Source organism: Flavobacterium sp., from assembly GCF_043756175.1.
Lineage (GTDB): Bacteria > Bacteroidota > Bacteroidia > Flavobacteriales > Flavobacteriaceae > Flavobacterium.
Genome location: NZ_JAYURN010000147.1, coordinates 24,918 through 39,096 on the forward strand (window position 1 = coordinate 24,918; position 14,179 = coordinate 39,096).

Below are 14,179 nucleotides of genomic sequence, written 5' to 3' on the forward strand. Positions count from 1 at the left end.
ATTATGTTTATCACAGTTCCAGAACTCAATACTATAATCTACGAATACCAATTGGCTCAAATCGTGGAGCAAAATAGTGATATTGCTTTAACGGCAATTGCCACGGCAGAGCAAGAAGTTCGAAGTTATTTGACTTCAAATAATTTAAAACAATGGCAAGACGGACGACCTCGATACGATGTTGATGTGATATTTTCGGCACAAGGCACAGGCAGAAATGCGCTCATAATGCAACACGTTAAAACCATTGCAGTTTGGTATGTTTGCCAATTGTCGAACCCTGATATTATCTACGAACACATCAAAGAAAGATACGACCGGGCAATTGATTATTTAAAAAGAATATCAAAAGGAGAGGTTACGCTTAACCTACCAATTTTAGAAGAATCAGCAGAGCCAAAACAACCATTCCGATTTGGAAGTCGTACAAAATTTAATCACGAATAATCATGCGTAATAAAAGAACACACAAATTAGCCATACAGTCAAAAAGTCAAGATACGCAAAAGCGTTTTTTGCCTTATGACAGTAAAGCCATAAGCAGAACTCGTCAAGATATTCAGAGTAGGAATACGGCTTTGAGGTTGGCTGAAAGTGAAGACCCAAAAAACTATAAACTGCAATTGTTATTTAACGAGATAAGTGATGACGCCCTTTTGTCATCGCAAATCCAAAATAGAAAACAACAATTGTTTACTGCCAGTTTTTCGATTAAAAACGCTAGCGGAGATAAAGACGATGAACAAACACGGACATTGAAAAACAGCCCTGTATTTCGCCAATTGACTTTGGCAATATTAGACAGTTTGTACTATGGTTATTCATTGGTCGAATTGAATTTGCAACCCAACGCCAAAGGGGATATGGTGCCAAATGTTACCAATTTGCCACGAACAAACGTAATTCCACAAAAGGGGTTGTTTCTAAAAGATTACACACAGGACAAAGGTATTTCTTACAGAGATATGCCCGAGTTTGGAACTTGGATTTTAGAATTTAATTCTAACGAGTTGGGGCTTTTAAATAAAGCCGCTGTCCACGTTTTATTCAAACGATTTGCAGAGTCGTGTTGGAGTGAACTTTGCGAAATTTACGGCATTCCACCACGAGTTTTGAAAACCAATACACAGGACGGGAATATGCTTCGTCGTGGCGAACAAATGATGCGTGATATGGGTAATGCTGCTTGGTTTATTATCGATAAAACGGAAGACTTTAATTGGGCAACTGGTGTAAACACGAACGGTGATGTTTACAAAAATTTAATCAATTTATGTAATAATGAAATTTCGATGCTTGTTTCGGGAGCAGTTATTGGTCAAGATACGGCACACGGTAGCAATAGTAAAGAACAAAGTTCGCAGGATATGCTTTGGCAATTGGTACAGTCAGATATGGAGCAAGTGGAACAATACTGGAACGACACCATCATTCCTGCATTGGTAAATATTGGTTTTCTAAAAGGCGAAGTTTTCTTTGAGTTTGATCCACAAGAAGACACGCAACAACTTTATACAAGAACAATCGGTTTTGCGCAGTATTACAATGTTCCACCCGAATTTATAAAAGACAAATTTGGCGTTGAAGTTTTGGAGAGAATAATGACACCTGCACCAACACCTGGTGCAACAAAATTAAATCTTGACGGCGATTTTTTCGCTTAAGCCCTGAAAACTATTTTGGGGCGTTCCACCAAAGGTTATCTTATTTGTACGACTGCGATTGTAACGATTGCAAGACTAAAAAAGAAACGCTTAATCTATCAATTTCAAAAGGGTTTAAAGGGCTTTTAAAAACCGCAGAAAAGGCGTTTAAAAAGTTGCACGAAAACCAAAATTATACGCCTAAAGATTTGGCAAAAAACAAAGAATATCAAGATTTGATTAATCAAACGAATGATATTTTTAATAAAACGATAGTTGATAATGTTGTTGATGGTGCATTATTAGAAAACTTACAAAAGGATATTTTTTTGTTTTCTGGACTGAAAACCCACGCACAACTTTTTGAAGCTTCAAGACTTTTATTGAATAGCGATGGTAAAATAAAACCATTTGCGGAGTTCTGGCAAGATGTAAAAAAAATCTGTGAAACATACAATCGTCAATATTTAGAACCTGAATATCAGTTTGCGGTATCATCATCACAAATGGCAAATAAGTGGGCAAATTTTAGCGACGATTACAATTTGCAATATCGTACTGCAGGTGATAATCGCGTGCGTGATAGCCACAATAATTTGCGTGAAACAACTTTGCCAAAATCTGATCCGTTTTGGGATAGTTTCTACCCACCAAATGGGTGGCATTGTCGTTGTACCGTGGTTGAAGTTTTGCCCGAAGATTATAAAGTAAGTGACAGTAAAAAAGCAATTACTCACGGAGAAACCGCAACTAGTCAAATAGGTAAAGACGGTAAAAACAAACTGGAAATTTTTAGATTTAATCCAGGAAAGGATAAAGTTATATTTCCGCCGTCACATCCTTATAATAAAGTGATTGGAGCAAAAGAAGTTATTAAGCAACTATCAAAATAATGGACTTTAAACAGTTTACGGACAAAACAATTAGAGATATTGGTGTGAAAGCCACAGAGTTGTTTGATAGAAATTTCGAACAACAAGGTTTCTTTGGTAAGAAGTGGCAAAGTAGAAAAAACAATTCCGATCCTGGTCGTGGTATATTGACGGGCAAAGGTAGCGGTCGATTGCGAAAAGGTGTCAAAACTCCACAAAGAAATGGCAATTCATTAGTTTGGACTTTCGATGTTCCGTATGCCAAAATTCACAACGAAGGTGGCACGATTAAAACCACGCAAAGTGTAAGAGCTCACAGCAGAACGGTGAACGGTAAGGAGCAAAAAATTAGAAGTTTTACACGAAAGATGAATGTCAAAATGCCACAACGACAATTTATAGGCGACCATCCGCAACTGCGGTTGGCTATTCAAACCATAATAGAACGAAACATAAAAAAGTTTACTGAAGAACTTCTTAAAAGCAAAAAATAATGAAAGCACTTTTACAAAATATCCAAGTTAAATTATCTGAAGTAACTGGACTGAAATATATTGATGAGGATTGGGGACAATTGAACTATTACCAACCGCCTGTTAAATGGCCGTGTTGTTTGATTGACATTGCTAATGTAAATTATTCTAATTTAGGCATTGACAGAGCCAAACTGCCACAAAACAGGCAAATGGGTAAGGTATCAGTAAAAATTACGTTGGCAACACTAAAATTAACCAATACCAGTATGCAATCCCCACAAACGCAAAAAGACCAAGCATGGTTTATTTGGGATTTGGCACAAACCATTCACGAAAAGCTACACGGTTTTAACCCAGAGGCAAACTGCAGTAAAATGTTGCGTAAAAGTTTAGAAAGAACACTCCGCGACGATGGCGTACAGGAATATCAAATAATGTATGAGTTTGAGGCAACAAACATCTAGTCAAACAATGTAGGTTGCGTGTCTAATTCCTTGAGTAGTTTGTTGATAGGACAATTGATAATATTGTAAAGTGTGCCTTTACTAATAAAGTGAACTGGATAGACATACTTTCGCCAAACGACCGTAAAGGGAATGTCGTCTGTTTTGTGTTTTAAGTACGTTTCTTGTACGGCACGATAGCGAAGCAGTTTGTTACGCTGTATGCCTTGAGTTCTTGAGTTTGCCATAGTGCCAAAATTATTACATTACATAATATCTTGCAAGTCGATTTTATCGCATAAAAAAACCACGCTTTCGGGCGTGGTTGTTAGTTTAATTAATGTTTTTAATTTTTCGAGTGTCGTCAAAGTATTCAAAAATTATTTTTTTATCCTCAAAGTCTATGTCTATTTTTTTAGTATTACCTTTAGAAAAGTTATGAATTATTTTCTTATTTTCAATATCAACTATTTTTATATTATAGGTTTTAAATGTATCAAATGCTGCTAGGTTACCATCTTTACTAACTAAACAAGTATCTCCTATATTTTCATTCATTCTTTGTGAAAAAATGACACTTCCATTTACATCAAAAATAAAAAACGATGTGCTTTTAGAATCGTGAGAGTTCCAATCATTACAGGCAACTATACCGTTATTAGAAACATTACACTTATGTGGGCTATTAACATTTATTTTATAAAGCAAAGTTTGAGTAGTTGTATTAACAAGTGCCACCATTCCTTTCTCCCCGAAAAAAGCCCCAACGAAAACAACACAATATTCTTTGTTTTCAGAAAATTTCATTCTGCCATAAAAGTTAACTAACTCCTCCTCATAGGGGTTTACAAATTGAGTTTCATAATAAGTAACGCCATCATCTCCTACTAAACTAACTTCGTTAATTTCTTTCCAAGAATTTTGCTTTAAAATTTCATAATCATCATTTCTTTTTTGCTGGGCTTCTGGGCTTAAGTCAACTACATAATCATTGCCAAAAACATTAATTGTAACCGCTTTTGGTTCGCCTTTAATTCCGAAAAACCTTTTTAAAAATCTCATAAGTGATAAAAATTTGAAATTCAAAGGTATAAAAAAAAACCGCTCACTTGGAGCGGTTTAAATATTTCAACGTCTAATAATTACAAATCTCGGAGGAGATTATCGATTTCGTTACTTGCTTCGTGTATTTTTTCAAAGCACTCAACATATTTATACTTTCCCATTAGCGAGGTTTTATCGACAATAGCGGAATCGTTTAAGTTGAGCTCAATTTCAACCATTGCTATTGCCATTTTGTTCTTAATATTATTTAAAAACATTTTTAAAAGTTGTTTTTTCATTTTTTAGGTTGTTGTTAATATGTTAAACCAGTCCAGTGAATAATTTTACCTACATAATCTTTATCGAAGTAATCAAAAAAATCTTCTATTGTATTAAAGCCATCGTTTTTTGCTAGTTCTAACATTCCTTTATCACATCGTCGCTCTGGATCATAAAATACCATATCATAAATCCAAACCACAGGCCTAGTTTTTCGATTATTATTTTCAAACTCATAAATAATTTCAATTTTCTGAGTACTAACCAATGGCAGAACTGGAGCAAACCGAAACATATTTTTTTGACGCACATTAATGAAAAAATCTATTTTAGTTCCAACCTTCCAACGGTCATTTTTGTCTTCACGTATGGTGTGGAGTTTGGGGATACATCTATGATAAAAATTGTGATTAAATTTATCATTTTGAAAACTAAATAAATGCAGATGTTCATCAAAATAAAATTCTCGCAATGATTTATGTATCTTTTCAACAAAAAAAGTTTCCTTTCCGTTGATTTTTGTGCTAAATGGTAGTATCATAACTTATTCGTTAATATCGTTTTCAATCTCCTCGGCTTGGCGTGCCAACGTCTTTAATAATACTTCGAGGTTGTCGTTGTAATCCCAAATACGCCCACAAATCCAAGCTTCCCAAGTTCCGTTATCGTTTCTTATTTCTATCATAATCTACTCTGTAAAATCGTTTTTAACTGTATGAATGTCGATGTATATTAAGTCCTCTACAAAATATAATATTGTGTGACTCTCTGTATCGTGCTTTTTCAATTCTGGTAATTTTGCACTCCCAGTGTATTCTCTTAAAGCATTTTCAAAACTTTGTTTTACCATATTTACTGCCTCATTCAAATCATTATATAAGGTTTTGTCTATCAATTCTAAATGCTTGATTACTAAAAGTTGCACTTTGTTTTTTGAAGCGTTTGTTTTCGCTATTCTTAAAAATTGTTTTCCCATAATTTCTTTTTTAATTGTCCCACCAACGTTGGTTTATAAAAACCTCTGCATAAGGGAAGTTACTGTTTTGTTGATTTTTTAGTTTTACGTATTCTGAAATTTTGGAGAGTATTTTAATTTTTTCTTGTTCCTTTAGCTTCTCCCATCTGTCCTGTGCAATTTTCTTTTTTGATAGCGGATTGTATGGGTACGTTTTCCAAAAGGCAGTAAAAGACAAATCCCGCTCGCCAATCTCGACTTTTACAGTTTTATAAAGTTTTGACCATTCTTTGATTTGAACTTCTCTCCAGGGGAAGTTGCCCTGTACGTATAAAAATTGTTCTTGCTTTTCGGAGAGGTCGCCATCCATAACATTAAAGAAAACTAAAACGCCGTTTAAATTGTATTTAAACTGCCAAATATCGCCGTTTTGCATCTTGACGATATAGGTTTTTAGTAGTTCCATAGTTCTTTAAATAAATTGATGTCGTAAAATACTGGTATCTCTAATGCTTGTGCCAAATTCCTTTCAATTGTGGCTCCACGGCTTTCTAAATTACAGGGCAGTAATAAAATGCCGTCACATTCTACAAGTGCTTTAATACATTCTTTCATTGCTATTTTCCAAATTTCATTATCGGATAATTGTATTAATCGGTAATGTTTAAACAAATAGTCCTGCACTAATTCGACTGGATTTATAGGTTCAAATCCCTGCTTTTTAATTTCTTGATAAGCCGTCGAAAATTTTACTGCAGTTTCTTTCATTGGTAATCCCGTTATTTTACCCGCGATGTATATTTTCTTTTTCATTATAATAGTTTTTGATCTAACATTCCGTTAATGGTATTGAAAATATGAGCGTATCTAACATCGCTTTCAACATCATAAGTCAACATTAAATTAAGTGCGTGCGCTTCATGATACTTAAATGATATTTTGTGTGCTTTTTTGTCATTGAATAAATGGGTACTTCTTTGAATTTCTATGTGTTTTTTAGCCATTTTATCAGCAACAGGAAGCAATATTGAGTAAACTGCTTTTCGTTCTCTCGGTAGGTTGATTATTTCTTTTACTGATGCTATGCTTAATATTTCGAGTTTGGCAGCCAAATAATGAATTTGCATTGATTTTAGTTTTAATTCTATTTTCATCTATCTTGTTTGTTTGTTTGTTTATGTATTGAATTCGTCTTTCTAAGTTTTCAATTTCAGACAAATAATGTTTAATGTCTCGTCGTAGTTGTGCGTTTTCTTGGGTTTCTTTTTGATAATCTTTACCTATCCTTTCATAAGCAAAAAGCAATTCATCATAAGTAAGCTCGGTTGTTTTTAAATAAATCGCTCATCTGCAGTCGGTTTCAGTTTTTAATTTTTTACCACAATCAAGACAGGTTACGGTGGTTGTTTCGCATGTTACGGTTACCGAATCGACATAGATAAATTTATTTTTGTGTTCGCATTCTTCTAAAGGTTTTTCCTTGACAATGGCTATAAATGAAATTATTAAACCAATTAACGAAGCCCATAATGCTACTTGTAATGTTATCATAACTATTTATATCTGTGTTTTACAATTCCGCTTAATGCCTTAATTAGTTTCTCGAGCTCCAACGGTTCCATATCCTTTAACTTCTTTTTTACTGGCGATTTCTCACTTTGTAAAAAGGCACTTAACCTATCCAAGTCGGGAACTTCGCCCCACTTTTCAGATGGTTTAACCCATTGCATTTGATAGAGTAATGAAAGTATTACTTTATGCTTTGGGTTGGCTTTGTCAAATACTGCCCAGTTTTCCGTTGGCTCATTCAGAGGTTTTGTACCAGTTTGAGCGTGCATTATTTTAATTGCCTGGTCGTGGGTTATTGATTTTAAACTGGTGCAGTTCACGTCTCCAGTAACCCATTGTACCCACTCGTTTTTGGTTTCAACTTGATAAGAGCAATTTTGCATGATACGTTTTATTTGGAACGCTGTGATTGGTTTTTCGAGTGTTGCTGTCATAGCTTATCTACTACTTTAGCTGCTTCACATCCTTTTTCAAAACCTAAAGCAAAAGCATCGTCATATATTTTCTGCAGGTAATTTTGACTATCAACTATTACTTTTAGATGTTGTGACATTGTTGCATTTTGAGGTGGTTGCATTTGTTTTATAAAATCATCTAGAGTAGTAACTTTATTAAATTCTGATTGTGATTTTGTTGCCATCTTGTTTGTGTTTAAAATTTGTTCCCGAGGCAGGATTCGAACCTGCATAAGTGCATTTAAACTTGACTAAGGTTTATCAGTGGGATTTAGGTGCATTTGTCATAAAACTACCCGCACTTCAACTGGAAAGCGTCTGCCAATTCCGCCACTCGGGAAGTGTAATTATTTTTGCTTATTTGAAATAAAGGTTATTATTCCGATTATCAAAAGAAGTGTAATTACAAACCCTAATGGAATTGTAACTGGCGACAGAACCCACCACCAACTCCAGTCGATGTATTTTGTCAATTTCAAGACAATAAATACAATTGCTAATACTCCTAAAAATCCAATTCCGCCCGATTGTGTGCTTTCTTTACTCATAATTTCTATTCAATTTTAATATGTTGCTACTCTGTGTATTTTGATATTTTCATTTTCAATAATTGCCTTTTTGTAGTTATTGAAAGCGTTTAGTTCCTGACTGGTTAACTCCTGCCTTGTCACCCAATTACCGTTGGTGTCTTTATAAATATCCTTGCCGTTAATTTCGTATTGGCTTCCGTCTACAATTGGTTTTATTACTACGCTCATTATACATTTGAAAATTGAAGGTTAATAGCTTTCCATTCGCCCTTGTTGTCTTTAATCTCGAAGCCGATATAATCTTTGGAGTGAGAGAAAGAATAACTTTCTTTTAGCAACTCGATGCCACGTTTCCAATTCACGTCTTGAAAACGGTCTTCCATGGCGTAGAGTTTCTGAACGAGGTTAATATCTAATTCGCCTTTTTTACGCTCCAACAATGACATAACCAAATCTTTTGTATCGACATCATTTTCAAATTTTGAGTTTACAAAATCAATGATATGTCTTTCTGCTTGGTGTGAGCGCTCGTCGAAAGTTGGTTTGCCTTGACGCTTGTAACTCACTCTGTAATTTTCGTGTTCCAGCCTAAAGTTACCTTTACCATCGGCGTGGCGTGAGCTGTATTCTTTTAGCATCTCCCAAATGGCTTGCATATCTGAAAACGCCTTTGTTTTAAACTCCTTTAAAGTTTCATTTATTAGGATTGCATCGTGGCAAAGCGACATAACCGCAGTTGCTTTTATGTCCTCGTATGCCTTACGCTGGTTTTCTTTTTCGGTATTTGCATTGGCTTTTCGCTTGTCTAGTTCTGCCTGTAACTCCTCGGGAGTTAGTTGTGATAAATCAATTTTGTTTTCTTCTGCGCTCATGTCATTTAAAATTATTGGGTTATTTACTTTGATGTTATTAATTTGCTGATTGTCCATACTTAATTTCGGATTTCGGATTCCAATTTTGTTTTACTATTTCAAGTAAAACGGCTTGAATTGTGGCTTCATAATTTGTGGGTTGGGTGTAACTATCATCTCCACTCATTATTCTGGCACGTTCTTGGTTGATTAATATTCGTTGCTCTATTTCTAAAATTGGGTTTAAGCCAATTTCTTGACGTTCACTATCGTATTGCAAAACCAGTCCAAGTTCTTTAAGGCGTTTGGGAGGTTTATATACTTTCATTACACATTTTTTTACTAGTTTAAGGTTAAAAATTGAGGCTCTATTTTTACAACTCCAATAGTCATCATTGCTCTTTGGTTTACTGGTTCCCTTTTTTTAACATCATCTAATATGGCTTTTGGGAATATGCTAAACAATCGCACTACGCACTCGTCATAACATTGTTTTTTACTTTCAATACTAGTTTTTGGATATTCTTTTATAAGATGTAAAAATTCGGTTTCGCATTTTTCAAATTCCGTGTTGTACCACTTGTTTACTTTTGAATTAGCCAGTACCTTTTGATATTCTAAAAGTGTTAGCACAATACTTTCGCACCAGTTGCTGTATCTTTCAAAATATTGCGTTTCGTAGCCTTCTAATGTCAAACCTAAATGTTCGTGTATGCTTTGTCTTGTTGTCTTCATCGTATTTTGTTTTAGTTGTTTTCTCCTCTTACTTTTTCGTATCCTTCTTTCCAAGTAATAAATTGACCACCATTAGGCCCTATGGTTCTACCTTTGCACGATGCTAAATATCCGTTTACGAATATTTTCATTTTAGCATCAAATTGCACCCTTGTTTCTAATTCACTTCTTGGATTGGCACCTTGTGCGTGTCCTGTGAAAATGAATATCTTATTTCTGAACTGCCTTTTTAATTTCATATAGTCATCAAAAGAATTTAAGAAGTAGGTTAGACTGTCAATAATGATTACATCGGGGCTGTTTCGCTTTTGTAAATACTCAACCAGTTCTTTGTACTCGTAGCGTTGGGCTAAATAATTTTCGGATACTTCATTCATTGCCAGCGATTCGGTTCTGTCTATAAAATCGGTATCGTCTGTCTCCTCCTCCAAAACATTGTAAAGCACCTTTCTTGATTTTGCCAGCTCTTTAGCCAGTTGCATTACAAAGTAACTTTTGCCTCCTCCCGAACTTCCCCAAATAAACCAAACTCCTTTATTTTGAGGTTGTTTAAATGCTTGGTACCACTCTCCGTCAAAATCTATTCTTTCTACTTTTTGATTCAATATGTTAGCGACTGTGAGTGCTTTCTTCATTAGGCGATTAAATGTTGCTTTTCAATTTCTATTCTTACTTTTCGTAAACTGCCCAACGTTCTTGAATACATTTGTGTGGGTGTTACGTTTGAGTTATTTGCCTTTGATACCAGTGCGATTTGTTGCATATTGAATTCTCTTAAAGCATCATTTCCGTTTGGTGTTACTCTTTTGTAGCCGTTACCATATCGGTCGAATATTTCGGTATAGCCTACTTTTTTAAGGTCTTTTTGGCGTGTTATTTTTTGCTCCAATCCGTCGGCTCCCATCATATACCAACCGCACATATATTCGGTGGCGTTCCACAAGGCTTTTAGCTCTAAAAATGCGGTGTAATCCAAATCTCCTGCCTCGTCAAGAATGATTAACGGTGTTGGAATAGTTTGTATATAAAAAACCAAGTCCTCGTACACATCTGCATATCTGCTTGTATGATCCACTCCAAACTCACGAGCAATCTTTCTAATCAATTTTTGTTTTGATTTTACCTGTGAACAATCAACATAAATTGCATTTTGATTGTTGTCTGCGTAGTGCTTTCCTGCATGTGTTTTACCAATTCCTGCGATGTCGCAAAAAATTGCAGAAATGGAACGGCTTTGGCAACTTTCTAACTGGGTAGTGATGTAATTGAACGTTTCCGTATTTACTGTTTGCCAAGGTTTAATTTCCGAAAGTTGCACGTGTAATAATCGAGCTAACGAAATCCATTTTGCCTCTGAAATTACTCTCTCTAATTCGCCCGCCTTAATTCTTGAATATTGTGCCGTATTAATTCCTAATACTATGGCGTGTTTGCTATCACTAGTATAGTTAGCACGATGCACATTCATTTGTGCGATAATCTTTTGTTTGGTTGCTGTTGATAACATCGTTTGGGTTATAAATCGTTAATAGCTCTGCTTCTTTCGGTTTGAATATTTAGATATTCCATTTCAAATGTTTCTTCTATCGGTATTTGTTCTACCACTTCTGGCGTTACATCTATATAATTGTCGTTGGTTCTAAATACAGTTACTTTCTCCATTGTATTTGCGGTGTGTTCTTTAACTATTTTATCAAATTGACTAATGTATTTTGTGGCGTTTTCATAGCCTTGTTTGTCAGTATCTGTCCACTCGGCATTGGCACGGTTAAAGGTTGGAACTGGCTCACACTTACATATAAATCGTTCTTTTTGATATAAGAAAACCTCGTTTATTTTGCCTTGGTTGTCAGTCATATAATAGGCGTCTACATTGTAATTATTAGGAGCTAAAAGGTGTAATACATTGGCACTTTCTAACTGATATTTTTGATATTGAACCGTTACATATTGTGAACGTCTGATTGATGTTTCGGTATGACTTCCGATGTATTTAGCTAAATAGCTTTTATCAAATTTTGGTAAATTCGGATTGATGTTTTCTAAAAACACCTGCAGTCTTGTTTTACCCGCGTAACGTTCTTTGTTTGGGTGTAACTGGTTATTATACTGCATTTGTTCCTGCATCTCATTTGCTACAATTTGCTCATAACTTGCTTTTGCATCCTTGTAGTTGTCGTTTTGCTCATCGAATATTTTTTGTAACGTGGTTCTATTACTGTCTAATCGTGAATAGTGGCGCCCTACATTTTGATTATTCGATTTTTCAACGCCGTATTTTTTTGTTCCGATTAAACGCTCGGCATATTTTTCTTGTGAGTTGGTGGCGTTACACCATCTTACAAATGGGAAGATATTGCCCGCCATCATTAAACCGTCTTTAAAATCACTAACCAAATGGTGTTCCACCTCCAGTTGCATTGGAATACCTATTGCTTTAGACGATGTGAACTGGAACATATTTTTGATACAATCGATGTATAACTGGTGGTTTTTAGATTTTGAGTGAGCAATACCTATCATTGCACCGCTTAAATCGTCAAAAGCATAATACGCCATAACTTTTGAGCCATCTGGTAACTTGGTATGCATAATATCACGGTCATCGAGTGATATTTTACTCATTGAATAGTTTGGAGCTGTACGGTTTGCGTGTGGTCTATTTTTGTGGTTAAAATCGTAGGCACCGTTTCTTTGTTTTTTAATAATAAGGTTGTTGTGTGGCGCGTTGATTATATTCCAAATTGTGGCTACGGATAATTCAACAGGTTCCCCATTCTTGAAAAATTTTGCACGATCGTATAACTCTCCAGTTTTAATATTCGCAACATCTAAATTACCCGCCATAAAGTCGTGGTACATTTCGTGTGTAGTTTCTACATAAGGTTTGTTAGGAATACAATACAGACTTACAACTAAACTTTCAATTTTAGAAGTACGTTTTATCGCGTTTTGGGTGATAAGTTTACCCGATATTAAAGATGCATAACTCTCTTTTTGGTATTGGGTTACTTTACGGCGTAAAGTGTCTTTAGTTGTAGGTAAATTGTGGGCTACTTCACGAAAAGCGTTTACGTCATTAGATAAACTTTGCCAAATATCAATATTTATAGCTCCCTGCGCTCTTATGTAATCTTTTCGGTTTGTTTTTGCTACTAAAACGGTATTTAAAACTGATGCGTTATGTGTGTATTGTATCACATATTCGGGATCTAGTTTTTTACTATGCTCCCCGTAGGTATGTGCCATATAAAATTCTGCCGCTCTGCGGTCTGCTATATATTGCTTTGCAAACCATCCTTTTTTAGCCTCCTCCTTTGGGTTGCCAAATTTTATGGTAATAGCATCTTTAGTCTCACGGTCTAATGAATTGAAAAGCACTAAAGCATCTTGACCAAAACAAGCTCGACGTAGTTCGGTTTCAACCGATGTTTTGCTTTTTAATCTGAAATAAAGAGTTTTATACTTGAATAATAAAAGGCTCTCCTCGTGCTTATTTTTGTCAGAAATCAAAAACTTTAGTTTGATGCCTAATTTGCCGTTGTAATATTCGTATGGTGTTTCTTTGTCCATAATGGATTAAGTTTTTTTTGTTCCCGCCGTGGCGTCGAAACCACGCAAAGCCGTGGCGGGATTTTTACTACATTTACCGTCTCACTTATAAATAATAGTAATATGGATGATGACTTTGTTTTTTTAGAGTCAAGACTTTTAGCTCTTGAACTCTTAATTATTAATTCGGAAGAGTTGAAATCTAAATACATTTCAATTTTTGAAAATGTAAAAAATCAACTTCTTAATTCTGAATCTGATTTACTTGATTCACAGATTCAAGTAAACAAGATTGAACAACATCTTTCAGTGATTCGTAGGATTGAACTTCCGAAACCTTAATCTCTGATATAATTTCTCGTACTATTGGTGCGAGAAGTTTTTTTATAAACCGTTTTATCATTTTACAGCAATTGTGTGGTTAAACTTCTTTTGATAATAAAGCCAAAAAATACCGTTAGATTTTCGATTACTTCGTGAGTAAAATCTTTGTTGATGTGATGAATGATTTTTGTTTTCATAGTGATGGATTCTCGTTGCTGTTATCTTTTACTTCTTGTTCTAAAAGCTCCAAGGCGCGTTTACGAATTTGTTGTGCCACCTCCGAATTATTAAAATACTTTAATGCCGTGTGAATCGTTTGTCTGGACACGTGGCTAAATTCTTTCTGAATTATCTCGTGATGCTTTCTGGCTAAATTGATAGATTTCATTGTCTGTCTTATTTTTATGTTTACTTTTGTAAAGGTTTGTTGTAAACTAATAATGCAAATATA

26 protein-coding genes and 1 tRNA gene are annotated in these 14,179 nt (G+C 34.9%); 5 read left to right on the top strand and 22 right to left on the bottom strand.

The features are described 5' to 3' along the window. The first annotated feature begins 3 nt into the window (after nt 1-3). The 5 genes from ACH2BP_RS11465 to ACH2BP_RS11485 all read left to right on the top strand — a co-directional run bounded on the left by ACH2BP_RS11465 (nt 4) and on the right by ACH2BP_RS11485 (nt 3,455). Nucleotides 4-447 (top strand): phage protein Gp36 family protein, encoded by a 444-nt coding sequence (locus tag ACH2BP_RS11465; protein WP_395060018.1) that lies wholly within the window; start codon nt 4-6, stop codon nt 445-447. A gap of 2 nt (nt 448-449) precedes the next feature. Beyond that, nucleotides 450-1,664, top strand: coding sequence for a DUF935 family protein (locus ACH2BP_RS11470; RefSeq protein WP_395060020.1), 1,215 nt, complete (start codon nt 450-452; stop codon nt 1,662-1,664). Between the two features lie 155 nt (nt 1,665-1,819). After that, a complete protein-coding gene (locus ACH2BP_RS11475) occupies nt 1,820-2,536 on the top strand; it encodes a phage minor head protein (protein ID WP_395060022.1) in 717 nt (238 codons plus the stop codon). Further along, entirely contained in the window at nt 2,536-3,009 is a 474-nt protein-coding gene (locus ACH2BP_RS11480; protein ID WP_395060024.1) for a phage virion morphogenesis protein, read from the top strand. The genes ACH2BP_RS11475 and ACH2BP_RS11480 overlap by 1 nt, the downstream gene beginning before the upstream one ends. Next, the gene (locus ACH2BP_RS11485) at nt 3,009-3,455 is read left to right on the top strand and encodes a hypothetical protein (RefSeq protein ID WP_395060026.1); all 447 of its coding nucleotides are present in this window, start codon (nt 3,009-3,011) and stop codon (nt 3,453-3,455) included. The genes ACH2BP_RS11480 and ACH2BP_RS11485 overlap by 1 nt, the downstream gene beginning before the upstream one ends. Here the strand turns inward: ACH2BP_RS11485 and ACH2BP_RS11490 are convergent. The 22 genes from ACH2BP_RS11490 to ACH2BP_RS11595 all read right to left on the bottom strand — a co-directional run bounded on the left by ACH2BP_RS11490 (nt 3,452) and on the right by ACH2BP_RS11595 (nt 14,116). Next, nucleotides 3,452-3,682, bottom strand: a complete 231-nt coding sequence (locus ACH2BP_RS11490) for a hypothetical protein (RefSeq protein WP_395060028.1) — start codon at nt 3,680-3,682, stop codon at nt 3,452-3,454. The two genes, ACH2BP_RS11485 and ACH2BP_RS11490, sit on opposite strands and share 4 nt — an antisense overlap. An 85-nt stretch (nt 3,683-3,767) precedes the next feature. Continuing rightward, nucleotides 3,768-4,496, bottom strand: coding sequence for a hypothetical protein (locus tag ACH2BP_RS11495; RefSeq protein WP_395060030.1), 729 nt, complete (start codon nt 4,494-4,496; stop codon nt 3,768-3,770). A gap of 80 nt (nt 4,497-4,576) precedes the next feature. Next, on the bottom strand, nt 4,577-4,777 hold the full coding sequence (locus tag ACH2BP_RS11500; protein WP_395060032.1) for a hypothetical protein: 201 nt from the start codon (nt 4,775-4,777) through the stop codon (nt 4,577-4,579). A gap of 14 nt (nt 4,778-4,791) precedes the next feature. Further along, the gene (locus ACH2BP_RS11505; RefSeq protein ID WP_395060034.1) at nt 4,792-5,298 is read right to left on the bottom strand and encodes a hypothetical protein; all 507 of its coding nucleotides are present in this window, start codon (nt 5,296-5,298) and stop codon (nt 4,792-4,794) included. A 3-nt stretch (nt 5,299-5,301) separates the two neighbouring features. Beyond that, nucleotides 5,302-5,442 (bottom strand): hypothetical protein, encoded by a 141-nt coding sequence (locus tag ACH2BP_RS11510; RefSeq protein WP_395060036.1) that lies wholly within the window; start codon nt 5,440-5,442, stop codon nt 5,302-5,304. Between the two features lie 3 nt (nt 5,443-5,445). Next, nucleotides 5,446-5,733 carry a hypothetical protein gene (locus tag ACH2BP_RS11515; protein WP_395060038.1) on the bottom strand — a complete coding sequence of 96 codons (288 nt, stop codon included), beginning with the start codon at nt 5,731-5,733 and terminating at the stop codon, nt 5,446-5,448. A 10-nt stretch (nt 5,734-5,743) separates the two neighbouring features. After that, nucleotides 5,744-6,178, bottom strand: coding sequence for a hypothetical protein (locus ACH2BP_RS11520; RefSeq protein WP_395060039.1), 435 nt, complete (start codon nt 6,176-6,178; stop codon nt 5,744-5,746). Next, entirely contained in the window at nt 6,166-6,525 is a 360-nt protein-coding gene (locus tag ACH2BP_RS11525; protein WP_395060041.1) for a DUF4406 domain-containing protein, read from the bottom strand. The genes ACH2BP_RS11520 and ACH2BP_RS11525 overlap by 13 nt, the downstream gene beginning before the upstream one ends. Beyond that, nucleotides 6,525-6,866, bottom strand: coding sequence for a hypothetical protein (locus tag ACH2BP_RS11530; protein ID WP_395060043.1), 342 nt, complete (start codon nt 6,864-6,866; stop codon nt 6,525-6,527). Before ACH2BP_RS11530 ends, ACH2BP_RS11525 begins: the two co-directional genes overlap by 1 nt. 190 nt (nt 6,867-7,056) lie before the next feature. After that, nucleotides 7,057-7,263, bottom strand: a complete 207-nt coding sequence (locus ACH2BP_RS11535; protein WP_395060045.1) for a hypothetical protein — start codon at nt 7,261-7,263, stop codon at nt 7,057-7,059. A 2-nt stretch (nt 7,264-7,265) separates the two neighbouring features. Next, a complete protein-coding gene (locus ACH2BP_RS11540; RefSeq protein ID WP_395060047.1) occupies nt 7,266-7,715 on the bottom strand; it encodes a hypothetical protein in 450 nt (149 codons plus the stop codon). Next, complete coding sequence (locus tag ACH2BP_RS11545; RefSeq protein WP_395060049.1) at nt 7,712-7,921, bottom strand: hypothetical protein; 210 nt, start codon at nt 7,919-7,921, stop codon at nt 7,712-7,714. The genes ACH2BP_RS11540 and ACH2BP_RS11545 overlap by 4 nt, the downstream gene beginning before the upstream one ends. A 21-nt stretch (nt 7,922-7,942) precedes the next feature. Beyond that, nucleotides 7,943-8,076, bottom strand: a tRNA-OTHER gene (locus ACH2BP_RS11550). A 7-nt stretch (nt 8,077-8,083) separates the two neighbouring features. Continuing rightward, the gene (locus ACH2BP_RS11555) at nt 8,084-8,284 is read right to left on the bottom strand and encodes a hypothetical protein (protein ID WP_395060051.1); all 201 of its coding nucleotides are present in this window, start codon (nt 8,282-8,284) and stop codon (nt 8,084-8,086) included. A gap of 15 nt (nt 8,285-8,299) precedes the next feature. Then, the gene (locus tag ACH2BP_RS11560; RefSeq protein WP_395060053.1) at nt 8,300-8,494 is read right to left on the bottom strand and encodes a hypothetical protein; all 195 of its coding nucleotides are present in this window, start codon (nt 8,492-8,494) and stop codon (nt 8,300-8,302) included. After that, nucleotides 8,494-9,195, bottom strand: a complete 702-nt coding sequence (locus tag ACH2BP_RS11565) for a DUF3164 family protein (protein WP_395060055.1) — start codon at nt 9,193-9,195, stop codon at nt 8,494-8,496. Before ACH2BP_RS11565 ends, ACH2BP_RS11560 begins: the two co-directional genes overlap by 1 nt. Continuing rightward, a complete protein-coding gene (locus tag ACH2BP_RS11570) occupies nt 9,176-9,445 on the bottom strand; it encodes a hypothetical protein (protein ID WP_395060057.1) in 270 nt (89 codons plus the stop codon). Before ACH2BP_RS11570 ends, ACH2BP_RS11565 begins: the two co-directional genes overlap by 20 nt. A 14-nt stretch (nt 9,446-9,459) precedes the next feature. Beyond that, nucleotides 9,460-9,852, bottom strand: coding sequence for a hypothetical protein (locus tag ACH2BP_RS11575; RefSeq protein ID WP_395060059.1), 393 nt, complete (start codon nt 9,850-9,852; stop codon nt 9,460-9,462). Nucleotides 9,853-9,863: 11 nt separating this feature from the next. Further along, nucleotides 9,864-10,487: a hypothetical protein gene (locus ACH2BP_RS11580; protein ID WP_395060061.1), complete on the bottom strand. Its 624-nt coding sequence runs from the start codon at nt 10,485-10,487 to the stop codon at nt 9,864-9,866. Then, entirely contained in the window at nt 10,487-11,359 is an 873-nt protein-coding gene (locus tag ACH2BP_RS11585) for an AAA family ATPase (protein WP_395060063.1), read from the bottom strand. Before ACH2BP_RS11585 ends, ACH2BP_RS11580 begins: the two co-directional genes overlap by 1 nt. Before the next feature lie 8 nt (nt 11,360-11,367). Beyond that, nucleotides 11,368-13,425 (bottom strand): hypothetical protein, encoded by a 2,058-nt coding sequence (locus ACH2BP_RS11590; protein ID WP_395060065.1) that lies wholly within the window; start codon nt 13,423-13,425, stop codon nt 11,368-11,370. Between the two features lie 496 nt (nt 13,426-13,921). Further along, nucleotides 13,922-14,116, bottom strand: coding sequence for an ATP-dependent Lon protease (locus tag ACH2BP_RS11595; protein WP_395060067.1), 195 nt, complete (start codon nt 14,114-14,116; stop codon nt 13,922-13,924). Nucleotides 14,117-14,179: the final 63 nt, after the last annotated feature.

Excerpts from the sequence above, each read along its gene's own strand:
- ACH2BP_RS11465 (WP_395060018.1), top strand. The coding sequence starts at position 4 with ATGTTTATCACAGTTCCAGAACTCAATACTATAATCTACGAATACCAA.
- ACH2BP_RS11470 (WP_395060020.1), top strand. The coding sequence starts at position 450 with ATGCGTAATAAAAGAACACACAAATTAGCCATACAGTCAAAAAGTCAA.
- ACH2BP_RS11480 (WP_395060024.1), top strand. The coding sequence starts at position 2,536 with ATGGACTTTAAACAGTTTACGGACAAAACAATTAGAGATATTGGTGTG.
- ACH2BP_RS11485 (WP_395060026.1), top strand. The coding sequence starts at position 3,009 with ATGAAAGCACTTTTACAAAATATCCAAGTTAAATTATCTGAAGTAACT.
- ACH2BP_RS11490 (WP_395060028.1), bottom strand. The coding sequence starts at position 3,682 with ATGGCAAACTCAAGAACTCAAGGCATACAGCGTAACAAACTGCTTCGC.
- ACH2BP_RS11495 (WP_395060030.1), bottom strand. The coding sequence starts at position 4,496 with ATGAGATTTTTAAAAAGGTTTTTCGGAATTAAAGGCGAACCAAAAGCG.
- ACH2BP_RS11500 (WP_395060032.1), bottom strand. The coding sequence starts at position 4,777 with ATGAAAAAACAACTTTTAAAAATGTTTTTAAATAATATTAAGAACAAA.
- ACH2BP_RS11505 (WP_395060034.1), bottom strand. The coding sequence starts at position 5,298 with ATGATACTACCATTTAGCACAAAAATCAACGGAAAGGAAACTTTTTTT.
- ACH2BP_RS11510 (WP_395060036.1), bottom strand. The coding sequence starts at position 5,442 with ATGATAGAAATAAGAAACGATAACGGAACTTGGGAAGCTTGGATTTGT.
- ACH2BP_RS11515 (WP_395060038.1), bottom strand. The coding sequence starts at position 5,733 with ATGGGAAAACAATTTTTAAGAATAGCGAAAACAAACGCTTCAAAAAAC.
- ACH2BP_RS11520 (WP_395060039.1), bottom strand. The coding sequence starts at position 6,178 with ATGGAACTACTAAAAACCTATATCGTCAAGATGCAAAACGGCGATATT.
- ACH2BP_RS11525 (WP_395060041.1), bottom strand. The coding sequence starts at position 6,525 with ATGAAAAAGAAAATATACATCGCGGGTAAAATAACGGGATTACCAATG.
- ACH2BP_RS11530 (WP_395060043.1), bottom strand. The coding sequence starts at position 6,866 with ATGAAAATAGAATTAAAACTAAAATCAATGCAAATTCATTATTTGGCT.
- ACH2BP_RS11535 (WP_395060045.1), bottom strand. The coding sequence starts at position 7,263 with ATGATAACATTACAAGTAGCATTATGGGCTTCGTTAATTGGTTTAATA.
- ACH2BP_RS11540 (WP_395060047.1), bottom strand. The coding sequence starts at position 7,715 with ATGACAGCAACACTCGAAAAACCAATCACAGCGTTCCAAATAAAACGT.
- ACH2BP_RS11545 (WP_395060049.1), bottom strand. The coding sequence starts at position 7,921 with ATGGCAACAAAATCACAATCAGAATTTAATAAAGTTACTACTCTAGAT.
- ACH2BP_RS11555 (WP_395060051.1), bottom strand. The coding sequence starts at position 8,284 with ATGAGTAAAGAAAGCACACAATCGGGCGGAATTGGATTTTTAGGAGTA.
- ACH2BP_RS11560 (WP_395060053.1), bottom strand. The coding sequence starts at position 8,494 with ATGAGCGTAGTAATAAAACCAATTGTAGACGGAAGCCAATACGAAATT.
- ACH2BP_RS11565 (WP_395060055.1), bottom strand. The coding sequence starts at position 9,195 with ATGGACAATCAGCAAATTAATAACATCAAAGTAAATAACCCAATAATT.
- ACH2BP_RS11570 (WP_395060057.1), bottom strand. The coding sequence starts at position 9,445 with ATGAAAGTATATAAACCTCCCAAACGCCTTAAAGAACTTGGACTGGTT.
- ACH2BP_RS11575 (WP_395060059.1), bottom strand. The coding sequence starts at position 9,852 with ATGAAGACAACAAGACAAAGCATACACGAACATTTAGGTTTGACATTA.
- ACH2BP_RS11580 (WP_395060061.1), bottom strand. The coding sequence starts at position 10,487 with ATGAAGAAAGCACTCACAGTCGCTAACATATTGAATCAAAAAGTAGAA.
- ACH2BP_RS11585 (WP_395060063.1), bottom strand. The coding sequence starts at position 11,359 with ATGTTATCAACAGCAACCAAACAAAAGATTATCGCACAAATGAATGTG.
- ACH2BP_RS11590 (WP_395060065.1), bottom strand. The coding sequence starts at position 13,425 with ATGGACAAAGAAACACCATACGAATATTACAACGGCAAATTAGGCATC.
- ACH2BP_RS11595 (WP_395060067.1), bottom strand. The coding sequence starts at position 14,116 with ATGAAATCTATCAATTTAGCCAGAAAGCATCACGAGATAATTCAGAAA.